Below are 21286 nucleotides of genomic sequence, written 5' to 3' on the forward strand. Positions count from 1 at the left end.
GTTTTCTCCGAAAGGGGCGGGCGGCAGGACTCGACTGGCGATGTCCGGACGGCCTGCGTTCCTTGGTGGGAGAAACGAGGGGGACTGGCTGGGTGAGTCGATTCACGAAGCGTCGTAAATCGCCGCGAATGATATTGGTTCTCAATACCAAAAATACGCAGTCGAACTAAATTAATCCAAAAGTTGTGCCAGATCGTTGCTGTCACGCAACTGATGGGACCGCCGCGGCCGGTTCAGTAGACGTCGCGGCGGTAGCGTCCGCTGGCCGTCAGCTCGCTGACCAGCGTGTCGCCCGCGACCTGCCGCAGAGCGGCACCCACGCCAGACGCCATGCCTTGCAGGCTCCCGCAGACGTAGATGGCCGCCCCGTCGTCCAGCCAGTGCAGCAGGGCGTCGGCCGACTGCAGCAGCCGGTGCTGGACGTAGAAGCGCTCGGCCTGATCGCGCGAGAAGACCATGTCGAGCCGCTTCAGCACGCCATCGGCCTGCCACGCTTCGATTTCTTCGCGATAGAGGAAGTCATGGGCTGCCTGGCGCTCGCCGAACACCAGCCAGTTGTCGTGCCTGCCCGCGACTGCCCGTGCCCGAAGATGCGCGCGCAGGCCCGCGATTCCGGTTCCGTTGCCGACGAGGATCAAGGGCCGCGTCTCGTTGCCTTCCAGCCGGAAGCCCTGGTGCGGCCGCACGCGCAGGGCCACCGTGTCGCCGATGCTGAGCGTGGATGTGAGCAGGCCCGATGCGGCGCCGAGCGTGCCGTCCGGATGCTGCTCTTGCCGCACCAGCAGCTGCAGCTCGCCATCGGCGTGCACCGAGGCGATGGAATAGTCGCGCGGCCGAGTCGGATCGCTCGCCACGGCCACCTGGGCGAGGTCGCCCGAGGCCCAGGGCGGCATCGGGCCCGATTGCGGCACCAGCCCGAGGTGGAAGACCGGCCCGCCCGCGCTACCCGGATTGAGGCGCTCGCGCGCAACGAGCCGCCATTGGGCGAAGCTGTCGGCGGCCGCATCGCCAATGCCGGGTTCCGGCACTTCGCCCCATTGCGCCTGCCACGTAGCCAGCGCGGCCGGGTCGCTGTTGTCGACCTCGATGCGATCGAATTCGCGCCTGGCGCCTGCGGCCTGCAGCCACTCGTCGAGCGCGCGGCCGAAGCCGCAGAAATTGGCGTACTGCCGGTCGCCCAGGGCCAGCACCGAGTAGCTCAGCGAAGGCAGCGCAGGTGGCGAACTCGCCATCATCGTGCGCTCGACGAACACGCTGGCGCCATCGGGTGCATCGCCTTCGCCGTAGGTGCTGGCGATGAAGAGCGCGCGGCGCGTTGCGGCCAGCGTGGGGGCATCCAGTGCGTTCAGTTCCATGACGCGCGCCGGGATGCCCGCAGCGCCCAGCTGCCGGGCTGTCTGCCACGCGATGGCTTCGGCCTGGCCGGTCTGGCTGGCGAACAGCACGAGCACCGGGGGCTCGTCGCTGCTTCCTGAGAGGGTCGCCGAATCGCGCGCGGCCGCGGCTTTTCGCCTGTGCTCGCGCAGGTAGATCGACGCACAGAGCGCCGCATATGCCGCAAGGGTGGAACCCGCGCCGAGCGCGCGCCAGCCGAAGTCGTTCATGTCCCGGCCGGCGCAGGCCATGCGGGCGTGGCCTTTGCAGCGGGCGAAGGAACGCCATGGCTCACGAACAGCGCGGCAATGCCGTGTTGCCGCGCAAAGTCGAATCCTTCATCCGGGCCCAGCACCGTCAGCACCGTGGCCAGCGCATCGGCCTGCATGCATTCGGCGTGCAGCACGGTGACGCTGGCCAGCGCATGCGCGACCGGCTCGCCCGTTCGCGGATCGATGGTGTGCGACCAGCGGCGCCCTTCGTGCGAGCGCTGGTGCCACCGGTCGCCCGAGGTGGCGATGGCCATGTCGGCAAGCGCCACGCGCCTCGCCCCGGCCGGATCGCCGTCGACTAGCACCTGCCACGGTTGCCCACCGGGGCGCTTGCCCATGCCCCGCAGTTCCCCGCCGATCTCGAGAAGCGCGTCCGCGATGCCCAGTGCACGCAAGGCCTCGATACCGTGATCGACAGCGAAGCCCTTGGCAATACCCGAGAGATCCAGCGTGGCGCCCCCGGGCTGCAGCAGCGAGCCATCGGCGGCATCGAATGCCAGCCGCGACCAGCCGACGCGCTCTCGCGCCCCGGCCAGGGCATCCGCGGTGGGCAGGGCGTTTTCAGCCCCGGCTTCAGGGCCGAAGCCCCAGCAGGCGACCAGCGGGCCGACGGTCGGATCGATCGCTCCGCCGCTGGCCGTCGACCACCGGGACGCGCATCGCATCACCGTGGCGAACTCCGCCGGCAGGATGTGGCGCGACCCGGCCTGGGCGCGGTTGAATCGGCTGATGTCCGATTCAGGCTCCCAGTGGCTCATCTGCGCAATCACGCGGCCGAGCGCCGACTCGACAGCCGCGCGCACCTCCGCCAGCGGCTGCATCCGCGGGTTGTCGAAGCGCAGCGACCAGGTGGTGCCCATGGTCTCGCCGCCCAGCTGCTGCAGGGTGGCGGGATCGGCGGGGCGCGGCACGGCCGCATTGGCGTAGCCGCCGGCGCGCCAGGTACTACTGAACGAAAGGCCCAAGGTGGTCCGTCTGCTGTCGCGCAGGAAGCCTCAGGGCTTCAGGGCATCACTTCGAGGGTGGCCGCGTAGTTCAGGCGGCGTTCCTTGGCTTGCGGCACCGTGGTCTTGTTGTCCTTGGTGCTGGCGTCGAGCCAGTACATGCCGGCAGTCGGCCAGGTCACGCTGAACTGGCCCTTGTCGTCGGTCTTGAGCTTGATTTCCTCGAGCTTGTCGCGGTACTGCGTGTTGCCCGCAGTCACCGTCACTTCGAGTCCCTTGGCGGGCTGGCCGTCGAGGTTCAGCGTGAAGGTGGCCTTCTCGCCCTTGACCAGGTCGGTCGGGCTGCCGGCGGCGATGAGCTCCAGGCCCTGGCCGATCGGCTTGAGCGCGGAAGGCTTGCCGACCGTCACGAAGGTCTCGATGCGGCCGGACGACTGGGTGACCGTCACGTCCTGCGCGTCGGCCGGAATTTCCTTGCCGATGGTTTCGGCCGTGCCGCGCGCGCGCTTGGTCTGGCCCGTGGCCTTGTCCTTCCAGCTCGCGAAGGCGCCGGCGTTGATCACCGCGATGCGGTAGGTGCCGGCCTGCGCCACGCTCACGTCGAACACGTTGCGCAGCTTGAGCTTGGCTTCGGTCTCGGGCTTGACGGTGCTGCCGTCGGGCGCGGTGATCTGCAGGCCGTCGAGGCGCAGCGGCGCATGGTTGGCGACGAACAGGTCGTTCGACACGGCTGCGTCGACCGTCACGGTGTCGGCCTTGGAGAACACGGTGGAGGAGGGCAGCAGCCAGGCGTTGTGCGCCTGGGCGAGCGATGCGGCGGCCGACAGGGCAATGGCGAGGGAGGCAACGCGCAGTTTGATGAATCGGGTCATGGCAGTTCCTTGTGTGTGGAGGGCCGGCGGTGAAAGGGCCGTGCGGTACTGGGGCGGATACTGGTCAGGGCTTGAGTTCGAGCTTGATCTCGCCGAGCTCTTCCTTGCCCGTGGCGGTCGGCTGAGCCGCCGCCGTCGGAGGCCACTGGAAGGGAATGCTCACGACCTCGCGGCCGCCGACTTCGCGCGCGGCCTCGACCACGAGCTTGTAGGCGCCCGGAGCGAGCTTGGGCATCGGCGCCGTGCCTTCGGTGAAGCTCAGCTGGTGCTTGCCGGCCGGCTTGGTCGCGCCCGTCACGCCGTCGACCGGCACCGAGAGTTCGCGGCCGCCGCGGCGCCACCACTGGCGCATGTCCTTCAGCCACTTCGTGCCTTCGCCCTCGGGGTTGTTGGTCTTGGTGCGCACGTCGTACCAGACGGCCAGCGTGCCGGCGACGGTGTTGTCCGCGCGTTCGATCCAGGTCGCCACGTAGGGGCGGTGGTACTCGGAGACGTTCAGCCGGGGAATTTCGATGTTGACGGCCAGCCCCGACGCGAAGGCCGGAGCCGCGAACAGCGCCGACATGGCCAGCGGCGCGAGTGAGTAGCGAACGTGCACGGGAAACCTCTTTCCTGGATCTGGATGGATTGATGAACGAAATCAGTGAATGAACAGCAGCGCGAGCAGCACCGGCACGACCAGCCCCATGCCGACCATCGGCCAGGTGAAAGGCCGGTTGCCCGCATGCATCTTGAGAATGAAGAGGCCCGTGATCGAGAAGACCAGGGCGGCGCCCGCGAAGATGTCGATGAACCAGCTCCACGCGGCGCCGGTGTTGCGGCCCTTGTGGAGGTCGTTGAGGTAGGAGAGCCAGCCGCGGTCGGTACGCTCGTATTCGATCTCGCCGTCGGACAGGCTCAGGCGCAGCCAGGCGTCGCCGCCGGGGCGGGGGAGCGAAAGGTAGATCTCGTCGTCGGACCACTCGGCCTCGCGGCCGGAGGTGCCGATGTCCCAGTGCTTCTGCACCCAGGCCTGGAGTTCGGTGGGAAGAGGGGCCTTGCCCTTGAGGGCCTTGGCGGCGGGCAGCTGCTTTTCGAGCTGGGCGCGCAGGGCTTCGTCGATCGTGCCGTTCAGCTTGGTGACGACGGGCTTGGCCTCGATCTGGCTCGCGTGATTGAGGGTGAAGCCCGTCACGCTGAACAGGATCATGCCGATGAGGCAGATCGCCGAACTCACCCAGTGCCATTCGTGCAGGGTCTTGAGCCAATAGGCACGGCGGCGGTTGTCGGGGCGGGTGGCGGCAGTCATCGAAGGCGCGGATTTTATCCGTGCGAATGAGAATGACTGTTATTCGTGGGTGGTTAAGTTACGTAAAGCAATAAAAAACGGGACCGAAGTCCCGTCGATTGGTGAGAGGCAGGCCCCGCCTTATTCGAGTTCGCCCATCTGCGACTGCAGGTAGTTCTGCAGTCCGACCCTGTCGATCAGGTCGATCTGGGTCTCGAGGAAGTCGATGTGTTCCTCGGTGTCGTCCAGGATCTCCTGGAGCAGGTCGCGCGAGACATAGTCGCGCACCGATTCGCAATGCGCGATGCCGTCCTTGATGGTGGCCTGCGCGCCGGTCTCGGCGCCGAGGTCGCAGCGCAGCAGTTCGGGCACGTCCTCGCCGATGTTCAGCTTGCCCAGGTCCTGCAGGTTCGGCAGGCCGTCGAGCATGAAGATGCGGTCCATCAGCTTGTCGGCGTGCTTCATCTCGCCGATGGATTCCTCGTATTCCTTCTTCGCCAGCTTGTCCAGGCCCCAGTGCTTGAGCATGCGGTAGTGCAGGAAGTACTGGTTGATCGCGGTCAGCTCGTTCTTGAGCTGCGCCTGCAGATGTTCGATGACTTTGGGGTCGCCCTTCATGATTTTTTCCTTGTTCTGAAAGCGGTGATTGTCAGAGGCGCAAAGGAGCGTTTGCAAGCAAACCCATGCTGCGCCGGTCTGCATGCGTGTGATGGTGATACACGTTCGTATTGAGGCGGCTGCGAGGGTGTTCCGAAGCCATCGTGAACATAGCGACTTGCAATACTTTTAATAGATATCAACTATCAAAATTATCTGATTGGTAGTTATACTGATGGCTCGCCCTTTTCATCAGCCATCACAAGGAAGCATCAATGTCCCTGATCAATACCGAAATCGTCCCCTTCAAGGCCACCGCTTATCACAACGGCAAGTTCGTGCCCGTCAGCAACGAGAACTTCAAGGGCAAGTGGTCGGTCGTGGTGTTCTACCCGGCTGACTTTACGTTCGTGTGTCCCACCGAACTCGGCGACCTGGCCGATCACTACGCCGAATTCCAGAAGCTGGGCGTCGAGATCTATGGCGTGTCGACCGACACCCACTTCACCCACAAGGCATGGCACGACACCTCGGACACCATCGGCAAGGTCAAGTACCCGCTGATCGGCGACCCGAGCCAGCAACTGGCCCGTGCTTTCCAGGTGCTGATCGAAGAAGGCGAAGACGCCGGCCTGGCCTACCGTGGCACCTTCGTGATCGACCCCGAAGGCAAGATCAAGACCATCGAAGTGCACGACAACGGCATCGGCCGTGACGCCGCCGAACTGCTGCGCCGCGTGAAGGCTGCCCAGTACGTCGCCGCTCACCCCGGTGAAGTCTGCCCCGCCAAGTGGACCGAAGGCGCCGAAACGCTGAAGCCCTCGTTCGACCTCGTCGGCAAGATCTAAGCGCCTCCCGCGCGAAAGCCCGGGCGCTCACGAGGCCCCGGGCTTTTTTGTCCCCAGTTGATAGTTTTCCGTTATCGAAAGAGAGTCCCTCATGCTCGACGCAAGCACCAAAGCCCAATTGAAGAGTTACCTCGAACGCGCCACGCAGCCGATCGAGATCGTCGCCTCGCTCGACGACAGCAAGGCCTCGGGCGAGATGCTGTCGCTGCTGAAGGACGTCGCCGAGTCGTCCCCGCTGGTCAGGCTGACCGAAAGCCGCGACGACAACCACCGCAAGCCCTCGTTCTCGGTCAACCGCCCGAGCGAAAACCATGGCCCGCGCTTCGCCGGCCTGCCGATGGGCCACGAATTCACGTCGCTGATCCTTGCCCTGCTGCAGATCGGCGGCTATCCCCCGAAGGTCGAGCAGGCCGTGCTCGACCAGATCAAGGCGCTCGACGGCGACTTCGAGTTCGAGATCTACGTCTCGCTCACCTGCCACAACTGCCCCGACGTGGTCCAGGCACTGAACCTGATGGCCGTGCAGAACCCGCGCATCCGCACCACGATGATCGAAGGCGGCACTTTCCAGGACGAAGTCAAGGAACGCCAGATCATGGCCGTGCCGACTGTGTTCCTCAACGGCACCGAGTTCGGCCAGGGCCGCATGAGCCTGGAGGAAATCCTCGCCAAGATCGACACCAGCGGCGTCGAGCGCGAAGCGAAGAAGATCGCCGGCAAGGACCCGTTCGACGTGCTGATCGTCGGCGGCGGCCCCGCGGGCGCCGCGGCTGCCGTGTACGCCGCGCGCAAGGGCATCCGCACCGGCGTCGCCTCCGAGCGTTTCGGTGGCCAGGTGCTCGACACCATGGGCATCGAGAACTTCATCTCGATCAAGGAAACCGAAGGACCGAAGTTCGCTCACGCGCTCGAGGAGCATGTGCGCGACTACGACGTCGACATCATGAACCTGCAGCGTGCCAAGGCGCTGGTGCCGGGCAACGGCCTCATCGAAGTGCAGCTCGAGAGCGGCGCTTCGCTCAAGAGCAAGTCGGTCATCATCTCGACCGGCGCGCGCTGGCGCAACATCAACGTGCCCGGCGAGCACGAGTTCAAGAACAAGGGCGTGGCCTACTGCCCGCACTGCGACGGCCCGCTGTTCAAGGGCAAGCGCGTCGCGGTGATCGGCGGCGGCAACTCGGGCGTCGAAGCGGCGATCGACCTCGCCGGCATCGTGGGCCACGTCACTCTGATCGAGTTCGACACGCAGTTGCGCGCCGACGCGGTCCTGCAGCGCAAGCTCAGGAGCCTGAAGAACGTCGACGTGTTCACCAACGCGCAGACCACCGAGATCACTGGCGACCAGAAGGTCAACGGCCTGATCTACAAGGACCGCGCGACGGGCGAGTCGAAGACGGTCGAGCTCGAGGGCGTGTTCATCCAGATCGGCCTGGTGCCCAACACCGATTGGCTCAAGGGCACGGTCGAGCTGTCGAGGCACGGCGAGATCATCGTCGACGCGCGCGGCCAGACCTCCGTGCCGGGCGTGTTCGCGGCGGGCGATGCGACCACGGTGCCGTTCAAGCAGATCATCATCGCGGCCGGCGACGGCGCGAAGGCTGCGCTGGGTGCGTTCGACCATCTGATCCGCACATCGGCCCCAGCATAAGTAAGCATTTGGTTGTTTGGTTGAGAATTATTCTCATAAAATGACCGGCTCGGGCCCCGCAGTGCCGGGGCCCTTCAATGCCAGCCAGGTCACCATGCGCAGCCGCCTGCGCCAAGAGGTCCAGCGAGCAGTTTCTTAACTGTTTTCTGGACCTTTTTCGTGGCCGCCCAAACCAAGCTCCGTCCTTCCCATCGCATTGCCCCTCGCGTTGCTCTTCTGCCCTGCCTGATCGCCTCCGGGCTCGGCCTTGCCGCGCCCTCGTGGGCACAGCAGCGCGTCGCGGCGCTCAACGAAGTGGTGGTGAGCGGCTCGCGCTCCGAGCAGGCGAGGGACGACCTCGCGGTGAGCACCGAGGTCATCGGCCGCGACGACATCGAATCGAAGCAGATCACCGACATCCGCGATGCCGTGCGCGACCTGCCGAACGTGTCGGTCAAGCGCTCTCCCGCGCGCTTCGGCCTCGCGCAGGGCAACACCGGCCGCGATGGCAACGCCGGCTTCAACATCCGCGGCCTCGACGGCAACCGCGTGCTGCTGTTGACCGACGGCATCCGCACGCCGCGCAGCTACGTCTTCAGCGCCAACGCCTTCGGGCGCGACTACTTCGACATCGGCCTCGTCGAGCGCATCGAGATCATCAAGGGCCCCGCTTCCGCGCTCTACGGCTCCGACGGCCTCGCGGGCCTGGTGAACTTCATCACGCGCGATCCGTCGTCCTACCTGCGCGAGGGCAAGAGCTTCGGCGGCAGCGCCAGCATCGGCTATAGCGGCGACGACAACGGCACGCGCGGCGGCGTCACGCTCGCGGGCAAGGCGAACGACACGCTGCAGTGGCTCATCTCGGCCAACGTGGGCCGCTCCAGCGCGCTGGAGAACATGGGCACCAACAACGCAGCCAACGTCGACCGCACCACGCCCAACCCGCAGCGCGACCGCAACAAGGCGCTGCTCGCCAAGGTCATCCTCACGCCCAACGCCGACCAGCGCCACGGCTTCACCTTCGAGCACATCGACAAGACCAGCCGCTACGACCTGCTCTCGGGCGCCTCCAAGCCGCCCTTTTCATCCACCTCGGTCATCGGCCTCAACGCGAAGACCGACCTGCAGCGCGACCGCTTCACCTACGACGGCCGCCTGCGCCTGAACGCCGCCGTGGCCGACAACCTGCTCGCCGTGGTGAGCTACCAGAAGGCGAAGTCGCGCGAGTTCATCTACGAAGACCGCTACACCGCCGCCGACCGCACGCGCGACGTCACCTACGACGAGAGCACGTGGCAGCTCGGCCTGCAGGCCGACAAGACCATCCGCATGGGTGACTGGGCGCAGAAGATCACCTACGGCTTCGATTACACCCGCACCAACGTCGAGAATCTGCAGACCGGCCTGGTGCCGCCGACCGGCGAGAGCTACCCGCTCAAGCGCTTCCCCGACACGCGCGAGACCTCGTCGGCGTTCTACGTGCAGGACGAGTTCATCCACGACCGCTGGAGCATCACGCCCGGCATCCGCTTCGACCGCTTCTCGCTCGACGCCAAACAGGCCGGCTTCAATGCACAGGCCGTGTCGCTCTCGGGCTCGGCCGTGTCGCCCAAGCTGGGCGTGCTGTTCCGCGCCACGCCGCAGTGGAGCGTGTACGGCAACTACGCCTCGGGCTTCAAGGCGCCCAACGCCTTCCAGGTGAACAATTTCTTCGAGAACGTGATCTCGGGCTACAGGACGATTCCCAACCCGAACCTCAAGCCCGAGAAGAGCCAGAACATCGAACTCGGCCTGCGCGGGCGCACCGGCATCCTGAGCTTCGACGTGGCCGCCTTCACCGGCGACTACAAGGACCTGATCGAGAACGACCGCCAGGTCGGCGGCGTGTTCGGCTCGCGCACCAACCCGGCCACCTTCCAGTCGGTCAACATCGGGCGCGCACGCATCAGCGGCTTCGAGATCAAGGGCGAGCTCGATTTCACCAACGACGGCAACGGCTTCACTGTGCCCTTCGCCTACGGACAGACGCGCGGCCGCGACCGCACCAACAACCGGCCGCTCAATTCGATCGACCCGAGCAAGGCCAGCGTCGGCGTCAAGTACCAGGCGCCGGTGTGGAGCGTGCGCCTCGACGCCGTGAACCACGCGCGCAAGAAGTGGTCCGATATCGACGGCACCGAGGTCACGACCGGTACCCAGTTCCAGACACCCGCTGCCACCACCTTCGACCTGAGCGCGCAGTGGCGAATCCGCAAGGACCTGCGCCTGAACGCATCGATCACCAACCTCACCAACAAGCGCTACTGGATGTGGAGCGACGTGCGCGGCCTGACCTCGACGTCGAACATCCGCGACGCCTACACCCAGCCGGGGCGCAGCTTCAACGTGTCGCTGGTGGCGGACTTCTGATCGCCGCTTCGCAACGCTTTCTCCACAACAAGGAAACCCGATGATGACCGCCGAAGACATCCGAGCCCGTTTCGCCGAACTGCGTGCCAAGGGCATGCGCCACAAGGACGCCGCCGCGGCCATGGGCCTGTCCGAAGGCGCGGCGGTGGCCGCGCACGCAGGCACGCACGACAGGGCTCTGCGCGCCACGCGCCTGCGCGGGCCGTGGGTCGAACTGCTGCAGGCGCTGGAGCTGTGCGGGCCCTTGCTCGCGCTCACGCGCAACGAGACCACCGTGCACGAGAAGACCGGCGTCTACGAGAAGGTGTCGGGCAGCGAGGCGATGGGGCTCGCGCTGGGCGAGGCCATCGACCTGCGCCTGTTCTTCAGCCGCTGGCATGCGGGCTTCGCGGTGAGCGAGGCCGCCGCGAACCCTGGTGTGCCGCCTTCGCTGAGCCTGCAGTTCTTCAATACGGAGGGCGTGGCCGTGCACAAGATCTTCGTGCGCGAAGCCACCGACCGCGATGCGTTCCAGTCGGTAGTCGAAGGCTTCACCGCACCCGACGAGCCAGTGGCGTTCGCTGCGCTCGAGGAGAAGGCCGCACCGCGCGACGACAGAGCCATCGACACGACCGGCCTGTCGAAGGCCTGGCGCGGCATGCAGGATACGCACGAGTTCTTCGGCTTGCTGAAGAAGTTCGACGTCGAGCGCCAGCAGAGCTTTCGTCTCACCGAGGGCGAATTCACGCAGCGCGCCGATGCGAGTGCCATTCGCGGACTGCTGCACGAGGCCGCGTTCGACGGCACGCCGATCATGGTGTTCGTCGGCAGCCCTGGCTGCATCCAGATCCATACCGGCCCGGTGATCCGCATCGAGCCGATGGAGATGAAGAACCCCGACGAGAACGCTCCGCCAATCCGCTGGCTCAACGTGCTCGACCCGGGCTTCAACCTGCACCTGCGCGAAGACCGCATCGCCAGCGTGTGGATCGTCGAGAAGCCGACCAGCGACGGCGTGGTGACCTCGGTCGAGGCCTTCGACCAGCATGGCGAGCTGATGGCGATGTTCTTCGGCGCGCGCAAGCCCGGCGTGCCGGAGCGCGAAGAATGGCGGCGCATCGTGCGCGAGCTTCCGCGTCTTCAACCTACGGCACAGAACCAATGACCGGCTTCGACGAAATGTCCCACCGCCTTCCCCAGCGCCGCGACGTGCTGCGCCTGCTCGGCGCATCGTCGCTCAGCACCACCGTACTGCCGCTGTTCGCGCAGGATGCGAAACTGCCGAAGCTCGTGACCGTCAGCGGCGCGATCACCGAAGTCGTGTACCTGCTGGGCGCGCAGGCCCAGCTCGTCGGCACCGACACGACCAGCCTCTATCCCGCGGCCGCGCGCTCCACGCCCAAGGTAGGCTACATGCGCCAGCTCTCGGCCGAGGGCCTGCTGTCGCTCAAGCCCGACGCGATCATCGCCACCAACGAGTCGGGTCCGGCCGTGGTGCTCGACCAGGTCCGCAGCGCGGGCGTGAAGGTCGAGATCATCGAGGCCGACCACAGCTGGGGCGAGGTGCAGCGCAAGGTGCAGGCCGTCGGCCGCGCCGCTGCGCGCGAGGCGCAGGCGCGCGAACTGCAGGCACGGCTCGATGCCGAGTGGAACCAGGTGCAGCAGCGAGTGGCCGCCGCCGCTGGAAAGGGGCGCAAGCCGCGCGTGCTGTTCGTGCTCTCGCACAGCGCGAGCCCGCAGGTCTCGGGCGAAAAGACCGCCGCGCATTCGGTGATCGGCTTCGCCGGCGGCGTCAATGCGCTCGGCGGCTTCCAGGGCTACAGGCCGATGACGGCCGAGGCCATGGCCAGCGCCGCGCCGGACATCATCCTCACCAGTACGCAGAGCATCGAGGCCCACGGCGGCGTCGACAGGTTCTGGGAGCGGCCCGAGCTCGCGCTCACGCCGGCGTTCAGGAAGCGCAGCCTCATCACGCAGGACGCGCTGCTCCTGCTGGGCTTCGGCCCGCGCATGCCGTCGGCCGTTGCGGAGCTGCACGAGAAATTCCTGGCCGCGCTGGCATGACGCAGCGCTTCACGGCCCGGGCTGTGCTGGGCGGCAGCGCGCTGCTGCTCGTCGCGGCCCTCGTGGTGGGGGCGGTGTCGGGCGCCTATGCCATCAGCCTGCCGCAGCTCTGGAATGTGCTGGCGACGCTGGGGCAGGGCGCCGACAAGTCGCCCGAGCACCTCGTGTTCCTCAACATCCGCCTGCCGCGCCTCGTGCTCGGCGTGGCGGCCGGCGCGGGCCTCGGCATGGCGGGCACGCTGATGCAGGGGCTGTTCCGCAACCCGCTGGCCGATCCGGGGCTGGTGGGCATCAGCAGCGGCGCGGCGCTTGCGGCGGGCATGACGATCATCCTCGGCGCGTGGTTCTGGCCGGTGCTGCCGCGCACGCTCGGCAGCTGGACTCTGGTGCTCATGGCCTTCGGCGGCGGGCTGTCGGTGACCCTGCTGATCTACACCCTGTCGCGCAGCGAGGGCGGCACGCGCATGGCGCTGATGCTGCTCGCTGGCATTGCGGTGAATGCGCTGGCGAGCGCGGGGCTCGGTTTTCTCAGCGTGATGGCGACCGACGAGCAGTTGCGCAGCCTGCAGTTCTGGCTGCTGGGCAGCCTGGGCGGCGCGCGCTGGAGCGCCGTGCTGCTGGTCGGCGCGGCGGTGCTGCTTGCGTGCGTGGCGGCGCGATCGCTGGCGGCACCGCTCAATGCCATCGCGCTGGGCGAGGCGCAGGCGGCGTTGCTCGGCGTGGACGTGGAGCGCGTCAAGCGGCGCGCCATCCTCGTCACGGCAGTGGCCGTGGGCGCGGTGACGGCGACGACCGGGATCATCGGCTTCATCGGCCTGATCGCGCCGCACTGGGTGCGCATGGTGGCGGGGCCGGATCACCGTGTGGTGCTGCCGGCGTCGGCGCTGCTCGGTGCTGCGCTGGTGCTGGCCGCCGATACCGTGGCGCGCACGGCGATGGCACCGGCCGAGCTGCCGCTGGGCGTGCTCACGGCCTTCATCGGCGTGCCGATGTTCCTCTGGATGCTGCGGCGCTTCAGGGGGCGCATATGACTGCGGTGCAACGCGATCCGATGGCCTTGTGCTGCTCCGACGTGGAGGTCCAGGTGGGCGGCAAGACGCTGCTGGCCGGCGCCTCGGTCCATCTCGCGCCGGGCAGGGTGACCGCCATCCTCGGGCCCAACGGCGCGGGCAAGTCGACGCTGCTTTCGGTGCTGGCCGGCCAGCGCGCACCGACCCGGGGCAGCGTGTCGCTCGACGGCCGCCCGCTCGCGGAACACGGCATGCCCGAACTGGCGCTGCGCCGGGCGCTGATGCCGCAGGAGAGCGCGGTCGCCTTCGACTTCACCGCGCAGGAGATCGTGGCGCTGGGCCGTTACCCGCATCGCCGCGCGCCGGGGCTGGACGAGGACGCGATCGTCGACGAGGCGATGTCGCTGACCGACGTGTCGGCGCTGGCGCCACGCATCCTCAACACCCTGTCGGGCGGCGAGAAGGCGAGGGCGCACATGGCGCGGGCGCTGGCCCAGCTGTGGCATCCGAGGCACGACGGCGCGAGCCGCTGGCTGCTGCTCGACGAGCCCACGGCGGCGCTGGATCTCGCCCATCAGCACTCGGCGATGCGCCTGCTGCGCGACTGGGCCGCTCGCGGCGTGGGCGTGGTGGCCGTGCTGCACGACCTGAACCTGGCGCGGCGCTATGCCGACGAGGTGGTGGTGCTCGGCGGAGCCTCGGGTGGGCTGGTGCAGGGCGCGGCGGCCGAGGTGCTGCAGCCGGGGCTGATCGAAGCCGTGTGGGGCACGCCATGCCAGCCCGTAACCAGCACGGACGGCACGGTCCAGTATCTCTTCGGCTAGGGCCGCCGGATGCCGTTTGCTATTTGAAAGATAGCGAGCTCAGTAGACCAGCCGCTCCGGCCGCAGCTCCTGCAGGATCGTGGTGGCGATTTCCTCGATCGACTTGGTGGTGGTCGAGAGCCAGCGGATGCCCGCGCGCCGCATCATCGCCTCGGCCTCGGCCACCTCGTGGCGGCAGTTCTCGATGCTGGCGTAGCGCGAATTGGGCCGCCGCTCGTTGCGGATCTCGCTGAGCCGCTCGGGCTGGATGGTCAGGCCGAAGATCTTCTTGCGATGCGGAATCAGGGCCGGCGGAAGCTGGCGGCGGTCGAAATCTTCCGGAATCAGCGGGTAGTTGGCCGCCTTCAGGCCGTGCTGCATCGCCAGGTAGAGCGAGGTGGGCGTCTTGCCGCTACGGCTCACGCCCACCAGGATCACGTCGGCACCCTCGAGATCGCGGTTGCTCTGGCCGTCGTCGTGCTGCAGGCTGAAGTCGATCGCGGCGATGCGGTCGTTGTATTCCTTGCTCTTGCTGACGTCGCTGAAGCGGCCGATGCGGTGGTTCGACTTCATGGCCAGCTCGATCTCGAGGGGGCGCACGAAGGTGCCGAACATGTCCAGCAGCATGCCCTTGCAGCCGGTTTCGATCACTTCCAGCACATCCATGTTGGCCAGCGTGGTGAAGACGATGGGCCGGACGCCCTCGATTTCGGCGGTGTGGTTTATTTGCCTCACCGCCTGGTGGGCCTTGTCGACCGTGTCGGTGAAAGGCAGCCGCACGTGGCGCGGCTTCATCTCGAACTGGGCCAGAACGGCGTTGCCGAAGGTCTCGGCGGTGATGCCGGTGCCGTCTGAAACAAAGAAAACAGTGCGTGAATGCATGGTCATGCGGCCTTGTCCTGCGGCAGGGACAACCTTGCCCCGCCTACAATCAGGGCCATTATCGGGAATCCGCTTTCCCAACCCAATTCTCTCCATGCACACCGCGCCCGCACCCAAAGCAACGAGAACGATCGTGCCGCGCCGTCTGCATGCGGCACAGGTTTCAACTTCTGGAGCTTTCCCATGTCTGCACTTTTCGACGCGACCGCCCTGGTCGTACCGTTTGAAAACCTGAGAATGACCGACGTCGAGGCGGTTGGCGGCAAGAACGCCAGCCTCGGCGAAATGATCTCGCAGCTGCCACAAGGCGTGCGGGTGCCCACCGGTTTCGCGACCACGGCCCACGCATTCCGCCAGTTCCTGGCCCATGACGGCCTGGCCGACAAGATCAGCAAGCGCCTGGCCGCCCTGAACGTCGAAGACGTGCGCGCTCTTGCCGCCGCCGGCGCCGAGATCCGCGGCATGGTCGAGGCCCAGCCGTTCCCGGCCGACCTGCAGAAGGCCATCACCGAGGCTTTCGCCACGCTGAGCGCCGGCAATCCGTCGGCATCGTTCGCCGTGCGTTCCTCGGCCACCGCTGAAGACCTGCCCGACGCCTCCTTCGCTGGCCAGCAGGAAACCTTCCTGAACGTGGTCGGCATCGACGACGTGCTGCACAAGATGAAGGAGGTGTTCGCCTCCCTCTACAACGACCGCGCCATCAGCTACCGCGTGCACAAGGGCTTCGAGCACGACGTGGTCGCGCTGTCTGCCGGCGTGCAGCGCATGGTGCGCTCCGACCTCGGCGCCGCGGGCGTGATGTTCACCATCGACACCGAGTCGGGCTTCGAGGACGTGGTGTTCATCACCTCCAGCTACGGCCTGGGCGAGACGGTGGTGCAGGGCGCGGTGAACCCCGACGAGTTCTACGTGCACAAGCCGACCCTGAAGGCCGGCAAGAAGGCCGTCATCCGCCGCAACCTCGGTTCCAAGCTGATCCAGATGGAGTTCGCCACGCCTGAAGAAAAGAAGGCGACCGGCAAGCTGGTGAAGACCACCGACGTCAAGGCCGAGCAGCGCAACCGCTACTCGCTGACCGACTCCGAGGTCGAGCAACTGGCCAAGTACGCGCTGGTGATCGAGCAGCACTACGGCCGCCCGATGGACATCGAGTGGGGCAAGGACGGCACCGACGGTCAGCTCTACATCCTGCAGGCCCGTCCCGAGACGGTGAAGAGCCAGCAGCAGGGCAAGGCCGAGCAGCGCTACAAGCTGCTGGGCAAGGGCGCGGTGCTGGCCGAAGGCCGCGCCATCGGCCAGAAGATCGGCACCGGCCCCGTGCGGCTCGTGCACAGCATCAGCGAAATGGACCAGGTGCAGGCTGGTGACGTGCTCGTCACCGACATGACCGACCCCAACTGGGAACCGGTGATGAAGCGTGCCTCGGCCATCGTCACCAACCGCGGCGGGCGCACCTGCCATGCGGCCATCATCGCGCGCGAGTTGGGCATTCCGGCCGTGGTCGGCTGTGGCGACGCTACCGACCTGCTGAAGGACGGCACGCTGGTCACGGTGAGCTGCGCCGAGGGCGACACCGGCTTCATCTACGACGGCCTGCTCGAGACCGAAGTGACCGAAGTGCAGCGCGGCGTGATGCCCGAGATCGACATCCAGCTGATGATGAACGTGGGCAACCCCCAGCTCGCCTTCGACTTCGCGCAGCTGCCGAACCATGGCGTGGGTCTGGCGCGGCTCGAGTTCATCATCAACAACAACATCGGCGTGCACCCGAAGGCGATCCTCGACTACCCGAACGTCGACAACGACCTGAAGAAGGCCGTCGAATCGGTGGCCCGAGGCCATGCCTCGCCGCGCGCCTTCTACGTCGACAAGGTGGCCGAGGGCATCGCGACCATCGCCGCGGCCTTCTGGCCGAAGAAGGTCATCGTGCGCCTGTCGGACTTCAAGTCGAACGAGTACCGCAAGCTGATCGGCGGCAGCCGCTACGAGCCGGAGGAAGAGAACCCGATGCTGGGCTTCCGCGGCGCCGCGCGCTACCTGAGCGCCGACTTCGGCGAGGCCTTCGCCATGGAATGCGAGGCGCTCAAGCGCGTGCGCAACGACATGGGCCTGACCAACGTGCAGATCATGGTGCCCTTCGTGCGCACCCTGGGCCAGGCCGAGCGCGTGACCGGCCTGCTCGCCGAGCACGGCCTGAAGCGCGGCGAGAACGAGCTCAAGCTGATCATGATGTGCGAGGTGCCAAGCAACGCCGTGCTGGCCGACGAGTTCCTGGAGTACTTCGACGGCTTCTCGATCGGCTCGAACGACCTGACCCAGCTCACGCTGGGCCTGGACCGCGATTCGGGCCTCGAACTGCTGGCCGCCGACTTCGACGAGCGCGATCCGGCTGTCAAGGCGCTGCTGAGCCGCGCCATCAAGGCCTGCAAGGCGCAGGGCAAGTACGTCGGCATCTGCGGCCAGGGCCCCAGCGACCATCCCGACTTCGCGCTGTGGCTGGCGGAGCAGGGGATCGAATCGATTTCGCTGAACCCCGACAGCGTGATCGACACCTGGCAGCAGCTCGCCAAGCGCTGAGCAAGCAGGTCGAAGGCCGAAGCTCCTGGATTGCGGTAATCCCCATGGGGGGATTCCCGCGACCCGGGAGTGTGATTGAAACAAATTGCGTATTTGATGCCAGACTGGCGGGACTCACGGGCGTATCCCGGAAGGGAAGACCACCATGATCCTCGTCAAGACAGAAGCCGGCCACCAGGCACTGAAGGACCGCTCGGTCCCGCTGTCGCCACGCCAGCGCTCGGCGTTCATCCTGTTCGACGGCAAGCGCTCGGTCGATGACGTGCTGGCTGCCGGCATGGGCATCGTCCGCGAAGACATCGACCAGATGGTCGCTCTGGGTGTGCTGGAGCAGGCGGCGGGAAGCGCGGCGCCTTCTGCGGAGAGTGCCGCGCCTGTCCAGGGCTCTTCCGGTCGCAGCAAGCAGCAGCGCTATAAGGATGCCTATCCCATCGCGACCCAGCTGACCGGCGGCCTGGGGCTGAAGGGCTTCCGGCTCAACCTCCAGGTCGAGGCCGCGACGGGATACGACGACCTGCTGGCGCTGGCGCCGAAGATCCGCGCGGCCGTCGGCGCCGAGAAGGCCGCGCCGCTCGACAAGGCGCTCAACGACTGAGCAACTTGCCGGATCGCTTCCGGCAGGGCTATAATTGCCGGCTTTGCCTTGCCACACTGCGCCCGACGCTGCAGGTGGCTTTTCCTCTTCCTCGGAAGAATCCACAAGGAGTGCCATGCGTCACTACGAAATCATTTTGCTGATCCACCCGGATCAGAGCGAACAAGTTCCGGCCATGCTGGAGCGCTACAAGGGCCTGATCACGGCCGGCGGCGGCAAGGTCCACCGCGTTGAAGACTGGGGCCGCCGTCAGCTGGCCTACCAGATCAACAAGCTCAACAAGGCCCACTACCTGTGCGTCAACATTGAAGCTGAGCAAACCGTGATGGGCGAACTGGAACACGCGTTCAAGTTCAACGACGCCGTTCTGCGTCACCTGACCGTCCAGAAGAAGAAGGCCGAAACCGGTCCTTCGTCGATGATGAAGACGGTCGAGCGCGAAGAGGCCCGCAAGGCCCAGCAGGCCGAGTACGCCGCCAACAACAACTGATGGCGTGACTGCCGCCGCTGCGGCAACCGGGGTCAACCAGCTTCTGCTGACCGCCTCCGTTGCCGAACTCGGAACCCTGCGATTCACGCCAGCCGGCTTGCCAGCCATAGACCTGAAGCTCGAACACGAGTCGACGCTCCAGGAGGCAGGAAAGCCCAGGCAGGTGAAGACGGCCCTCAAGGCCGTTGCCTTCGGCGCCATCGCCGAACGGCTCGCAAGACAGTCGATGGGAAGTCTCTGGCGTTTTCAGGGTTTCCTCGCGACACCGGGCAACGGCAAGCATCCGGTCCTGCACATCCAGGATTTTCAGCAAGATTAATTTTCGACAAGAGGTCCCGAAATGGCCACGTTCAAGAAATTCAACAAAGACAAGCGCCCGAAGCGCAACACCCAGTCGCTGCTGTTCAAGCGCAAGCGCTTCTGCCGCTTCACCGTCGCTGGCGTCGAGGAAATCGACTACAAGGACATCGACACGCTGCGTGACTTCATCAGCGAAAACGGCAAGATCATCCCCGCACGCCTGACCGGCACGCGCGCGATCTACCAGCGCCAGCTGAACACCGCCATCAAGCGCGCGCGCTTCCTGGCCATGGTGCCGTACAGCGACCAGCACCGCGTCTAAGGAGTCGACACCATGCAAATCATTCTTCTGGACAAGGTTGTCAACGTCGGTGCCCTGGGCGACATCGTCAAGGTCAAGGACGGCTACGCACGCAACTTCCTGATCCCGTCGGGCCGCGCTCGCCGCGCCACCGCCGCCAACAAGGCCGAATTCGAAGCCAAGCGCGCCGAACTCGAAAAGGCTGCGGCCGCCAAGCTGGCTGAATCGCAAGCCCAAGGCGAAAAGCTCGGTGGCACGACCATCAAGCTGACGCAAAAGGCTGGCGTCGACGGCCGTCTGTTCGGCTCGGTCACCAACGGCGACATCGCCGAAGAACTGGGCAAGCAAGGCTACAAGGTTGCCAAGGCGCAAGTGCGCCTGCCCAACGGTCCGATCAAGATCGTTGGCGACAGCACCGTGAGCGTTGCCCTGCACACCGACGTGGTGGTCGACATCACCGTGACGGTCTACGGCGAAACCGCCTGATCTTCCACAGCGCCTCGTGCGCTGCACAAAAGCCGCCTTCGGGCGGCTTTTGTTTTTCCGGGAGCGAGTTGTCCCGTCTTTTCCAGCCGATTGCACTGGAAGATCACCGTTTATTCACAACCTTGTCCACACGCGCATCGACCTGCGCGGCTTAGCATGCAGGGTTGCAAGGGAAGTCCATGTCCGCCGTTTTCTCCTATGCCGACAACGATCCGTCGGCAGACCGCCAAGTCGCTCAACTGCGCATTCCGCCTCACTCCATCGAGGCCGAATCGAGCGTGCTCGGCGGCCTGCTGCTCGACAACGGCGCCTGGGACCGCATGGGCGACCTGCTGGTCGACGGCGACTTCTACCGCCATGAGCACAAGCTGATCTACGCGGCCATCGGCGGGCTGATCAACGCCAGCAAGCCGGCCGATGTGATCACCGTCTACGAGCAGCTGCAGAACCTCGGCAAGGCCGACGAGATCGGCGGGCTGGTCTACCTGAATTCGCTCGCGCAGTACGTGCCCAGCGCGAGCAACATTCGCCGCTATGCTGAGATCGTGCGCGAGCGCTCCATTCTTCGCAAACTGGTTTCCGCCAGCGACGAGATCGCCACCAACGCCTTCAATCCGCAAGGCAAGGCGGTGGACAAGATCCTCGACGAGGCCGAGCAGAAGATCTTCAACATCGGCGAGGAAGGCACGCGGATGAAGCAGGGCTTCCAGAGCATGGATGCCCTGGTGGTCGACCTGCTCGACCGCGTGACGGAGATGGCCGAGAACCCGAACGACATCACGGGCGTTCGCACCGGCTTCAACGACTTCGACAAGATGACTTCGGGCCTGCAGCCGGGCGACATGATCGTGCTGGCCGCGCGTCCCTCGATGGGCAAGACCTCACTCGCAATCAACATCGCCGAGCACGTGGCGCTCGACGAAGGCCTGCCGGTGGCCGTGTTCTCCATGGAAATGGGCGCCGCCCAGCTGGCGGTGCGTATCGTGGGCTCCATCGGCCGAATCGACCAGGGCCACCTGCGCACCGGCAAGCTCACTGACGAGGAGTGGCCGCGGCTCACCGAGGCCATCGAGAAGCTGCGCACCGTGTCGCTGCACATCGACGAAACGCCGGGCCTGTCGACCAGCGAGCTGCGCGCCAACGCGCGCCGCCTGGCACGCCAGTACGGGCGCCTAGGCCTGATCGTGGTCGACTACCTGCAGCTCATGTCGACCAGCAGCTCGGGCGACGAGAACCGCGCCACGGCCGTGGGCGAAATCTCGCGCGGCCTGAAGATGCTGGCCAAGGAACTCAAGTGCCCGGTGATCGCGCTGTCGCAGCTCAGCCGCGGCGTGGAGAGCCGCACCGACAAGCGCCCCATGATGAGCGACTTGCGCGAATCCGGCGCCATCGAGCAGGACGCGGACATCATCATGTTCATCTACCGCGACGACTACTACAACAAGGAGTCGAAGGAGCCGGGCGTGGCCGAGGTGATCATCAGCAAGCACCGTAACGGGCCGACCGGCACCGTCAAGCTGGCCTTCCTGAAGCCGCTCACCAAGTTCGAGAACCTGGTCGGCTACAGCAACAACGACGAGTACTGATCC

General features: G+C 66.1%; 21 protein-coding genes. 14 read left to right on the forward strand and 7 right to left on the reverse strand.

Features of this window, described 5'->3' with window-relative positions:
- Positions 1 to 233 precede the first annotated feature (233 nt).
- The 6 genes from EJP69_RS24280 to bfr form a co-directional block, all read right to left on the reverse strand.
- A complete protein-coding gene (locus EJP69_RS24280) occupies positions 234 to 1604 on the reverse strand; it encodes a sulfite reductase subunit alpha (RefSeq protein WP_126472789.1) in 1371 nt (456 codons plus the stop codon).
- Positions 1601 to 2611 (reverse strand): FAD:protein FMN transferase, encoded by a 1011-nt coding sequence (locus EJP69_RS24285; protein ID WP_126472791.1) that lies wholly within the window; start codon positions 2609 to 2611, stop codon positions 1601 to 1603. The genes EJP69_RS24280 and EJP69_RS24285 overlap by 4 nt, the downstream gene beginning before the upstream one ends.
- A gap of 38 nt (positions 2612 to 2649) precedes the next feature.
- Positions 2650 to 3462 carry a DUF4198 domain-containing protein gene (locus tag EJP69_RS24290; RefSeq protein WP_126472793.1) on the reverse strand — a complete coding sequence of 271 codons (813 nt, stop codon included), beginning with the start codon at positions 3460 to 3462 and terminating at the stop codon, positions 2650 to 2652.
- A 64-nt stretch (positions 3463 to 3526) separates the two neighbouring features.
- Positions 3527 to 4027: a DUF2271 domain-containing protein gene (locus EJP69_RS24295; protein ID WP_371287183.1), complete on the reverse strand. Its 501-nt coding sequence runs from the start codon at positions 4025 to 4027 to the stop codon at positions 3527 to 3529.
- 75 nt (positions 4028 to 4102) lie between these two features.
- Entirely contained in the window at positions 4103 to 4750 is a 648-nt protein-coding gene (locus EJP69_RS24300) for a PepSY-associated TM helix domain-containing protein (RefSeq protein WP_093203357.1), read from the reverse strand.
- 120 nt (positions 4751 to 4870) lie between these two features.
- Positions 4871 to 5347 (reverse strand): bacterioferritin, encoded by a 477-nt coding sequence (gene bfr / locus EJP69_RS24305; RefSeq protein ID WP_056583098.1) that lies wholly within the window; start codon positions 5345 to 5347, stop codon positions 4871 to 4873.
- Positions 5348 to 5601: 254 nt separating this feature from the next.
- On the opposite strand from bfr, the gene ahpC reads away from it, so the two are divergent.
- The 7 genes from ahpC (at position 5602) to EJP69_RS24340 (ending at position 14087) form a co-directional block, all read left to right on the forward strand.
- Positions 5602 to 6174 (forward strand): alkyl hydroperoxide reductase subunit C, encoded by a 573-nt coding sequence (ahpC, locus tag EJP69_RS24310; protein WP_126472795.1) that lies wholly within the window; start codon positions 5602 to 5604, stop codon positions 6172 to 6174.
- A 91-nt stretch (positions 6175 to 6265) separates the two neighbouring features.
- Positions 6266 to 7822 (forward strand): alkyl hydroperoxide reductase subunit F, encoded by a 1557-nt coding sequence (gene ahpF, locus EJP69_RS24315; protein WP_093303859.1) that lies wholly within the window; start codon positions 6266 to 6268, stop codon positions 7820 to 7822.
- Between the two features lie 159 nt (positions 7823 to 7981).
- On the forward strand, positions 7982 to 10210 hold the full coding sequence (locus EJP69_RS24320; protein WP_126472797.1) for a TonB-dependent hemoglobin/transferrin/lactoferrin family receptor: 2229 nt from the start codon (positions 7982 to 7984) through the stop codon (positions 10208 to 10210).
- A 43-nt stretch (positions 10211 to 10253) separates the two neighbouring features.
- Positions 10254 to 11354 carry a hemin-degrading factor gene (locus tag EJP69_RS24325; RefSeq protein WP_126472960.1) on the forward strand — a complete coding sequence of 367 codons (1101 nt, stop codon included), beginning with the start codon at positions 10254 to 10256 and terminating at the stop codon, positions 11352 to 11354.
- A 14-nt stretch (positions 11355 to 11368) separates the two neighbouring features.
- Positions 11369 to 12253 carry a heme/hemin ABC transporter substrate-binding protein gene (locus tag EJP69_RS24330; protein ID WP_093304174.1) on the forward strand — a complete coding sequence of 295 codons (885 nt, stop codon included), beginning with the start codon at positions 11369 to 11371 and terminating at the stop codon, positions 12251 to 12253.
- Positions 12250 to 13284 carry a FecCD family ABC transporter permease gene (locus EJP69_RS24335; protein ID WP_126472799.1) on the forward strand — a complete coding sequence of 345 codons (1035 nt, stop codon included), beginning with the start codon at positions 12250 to 12252 and terminating at the stop codon, positions 13282 to 13284. Before EJP69_RS24330 ends, EJP69_RS24335 begins: the two co-directional genes overlap by 4 nt.
- Before the next feature lie 20 nt (positions 13285 to 13304).
- Positions 13305 to 14087 (forward strand): heme ABC transporter ATP-binding protein, encoded by a 783-nt coding sequence (locus EJP69_RS24340; RefSeq protein WP_093304176.1) that lies wholly within the window; start codon positions 13305 to 13307, stop codon positions 14085 to 14087.
- Positions 14088 to 14126: 39 nt separating this feature from the next.
- On the opposite strand, the gene ppsR is transcribed toward EJP69_RS24340, so the two are convergent.
- Positions 14127 to 14948 carry a posphoenolpyruvate synthetase regulatory kinase/phosphorylase PpsR gene (ppsR, locus tag EJP69_RS24345; protein ID WP_093203586.1) on the reverse strand — a complete coding sequence of 274 codons (822 nt, stop codon included), beginning with the start codon at positions 14946 to 14948 and terminating at the stop codon, positions 14127 to 14129.
- Positions 14949 to 15131: 183 nt separating this feature from the next.
- Between ppsR and ppsA the strand changes: the two genes are divergently transcribed.
- From ppsA to dnaB, 7 genes are all read left to right on the forward strand, one after another.
- On the forward strand, positions 15132 to 17525 hold the full coding sequence (gene ppsA, locus EJP69_RS24350; protein WP_126472801.1) for a phosphoenolpyruvate synthase: 2394 nt from the start codon (positions 15132 to 15134) through the stop codon (positions 17523 to 17525).
- Between the two features lie 145 nt (positions 17526 to 17670).
- The gene (locus tag EJP69_RS24355) at positions 17671 to 18120 is read left to right on the forward strand and encodes a hypothetical protein (RefSeq protein WP_126472803.1); all 450 of its coding nucleotides are present in this window, start codon (positions 17671 to 17673) and stop codon (positions 18118 to 18120) included.
- A gap of 115 nt (positions 18121 to 18235) precedes the next feature.
- Entirely contained in the window at positions 18236 to 18610 is a 375-nt protein-coding gene (rpsF, locus tag EJP69_RS24360; protein WP_019655917.1) for a 30S ribosomal protein S6, read from the forward strand.
- A gap of 4 nt (positions 18611 to 18614) precedes the next feature.
- On the forward strand, positions 18615 to 18929 hold the full coding sequence (gene priB, locus EJP69_RS24365) for a primosomal replication protein N (RefSeq protein ID WP_093203337.1): 315 nt from the start codon (positions 18615 to 18617) through the stop codon (positions 18927 to 18929).
- Between the two features lie 21 nt (positions 18930 to 18950).
- Positions 18951 to 19232, forward strand: coding sequence for a 30S ribosomal protein S18 (gene rpsR, locus EJP69_RS24370; RefSeq protein ID WP_007830781.1), 282 nt, complete (start codon positions 18951 to 18953; stop codon positions 19230 to 19232).
- Positions 19233 to 19244: 12 nt separating this feature from the next.
- On the forward strand, positions 19245 to 19697 hold the full coding sequence (rplI, locus tag EJP69_RS24375; protein WP_093203335.1) for a 50S ribosomal protein L9: 453 nt from the start codon (positions 19245 to 19247) through the stop codon (positions 19695 to 19697).
- Positions 19698 to 19876: 179 nt separating this feature from the next.
- Complete coding sequence (gene dnaB, locus EJP69_RS24380; protein WP_093203332.1) at positions 19877 to 21283, forward strand: replicative DNA helicase; 1407 nt, start codon at positions 19877 to 19879, stop codon at positions 21281 to 21283.
- The last annotated feature ends 3 nt before the right edge of the window (positions 21284 to 21286 follow it).

It is taken from the genome of Variovorax gossypii, assembly GCF_003965815.1.
In the GTDB taxonomy this organism is placed as follows: domain Bacteria; phylum Pseudomonadota; class Gammaproteobacteria; order Burkholderiales; family Burkholderiaceae_C; genus Variovorax; species Variovorax gossypii.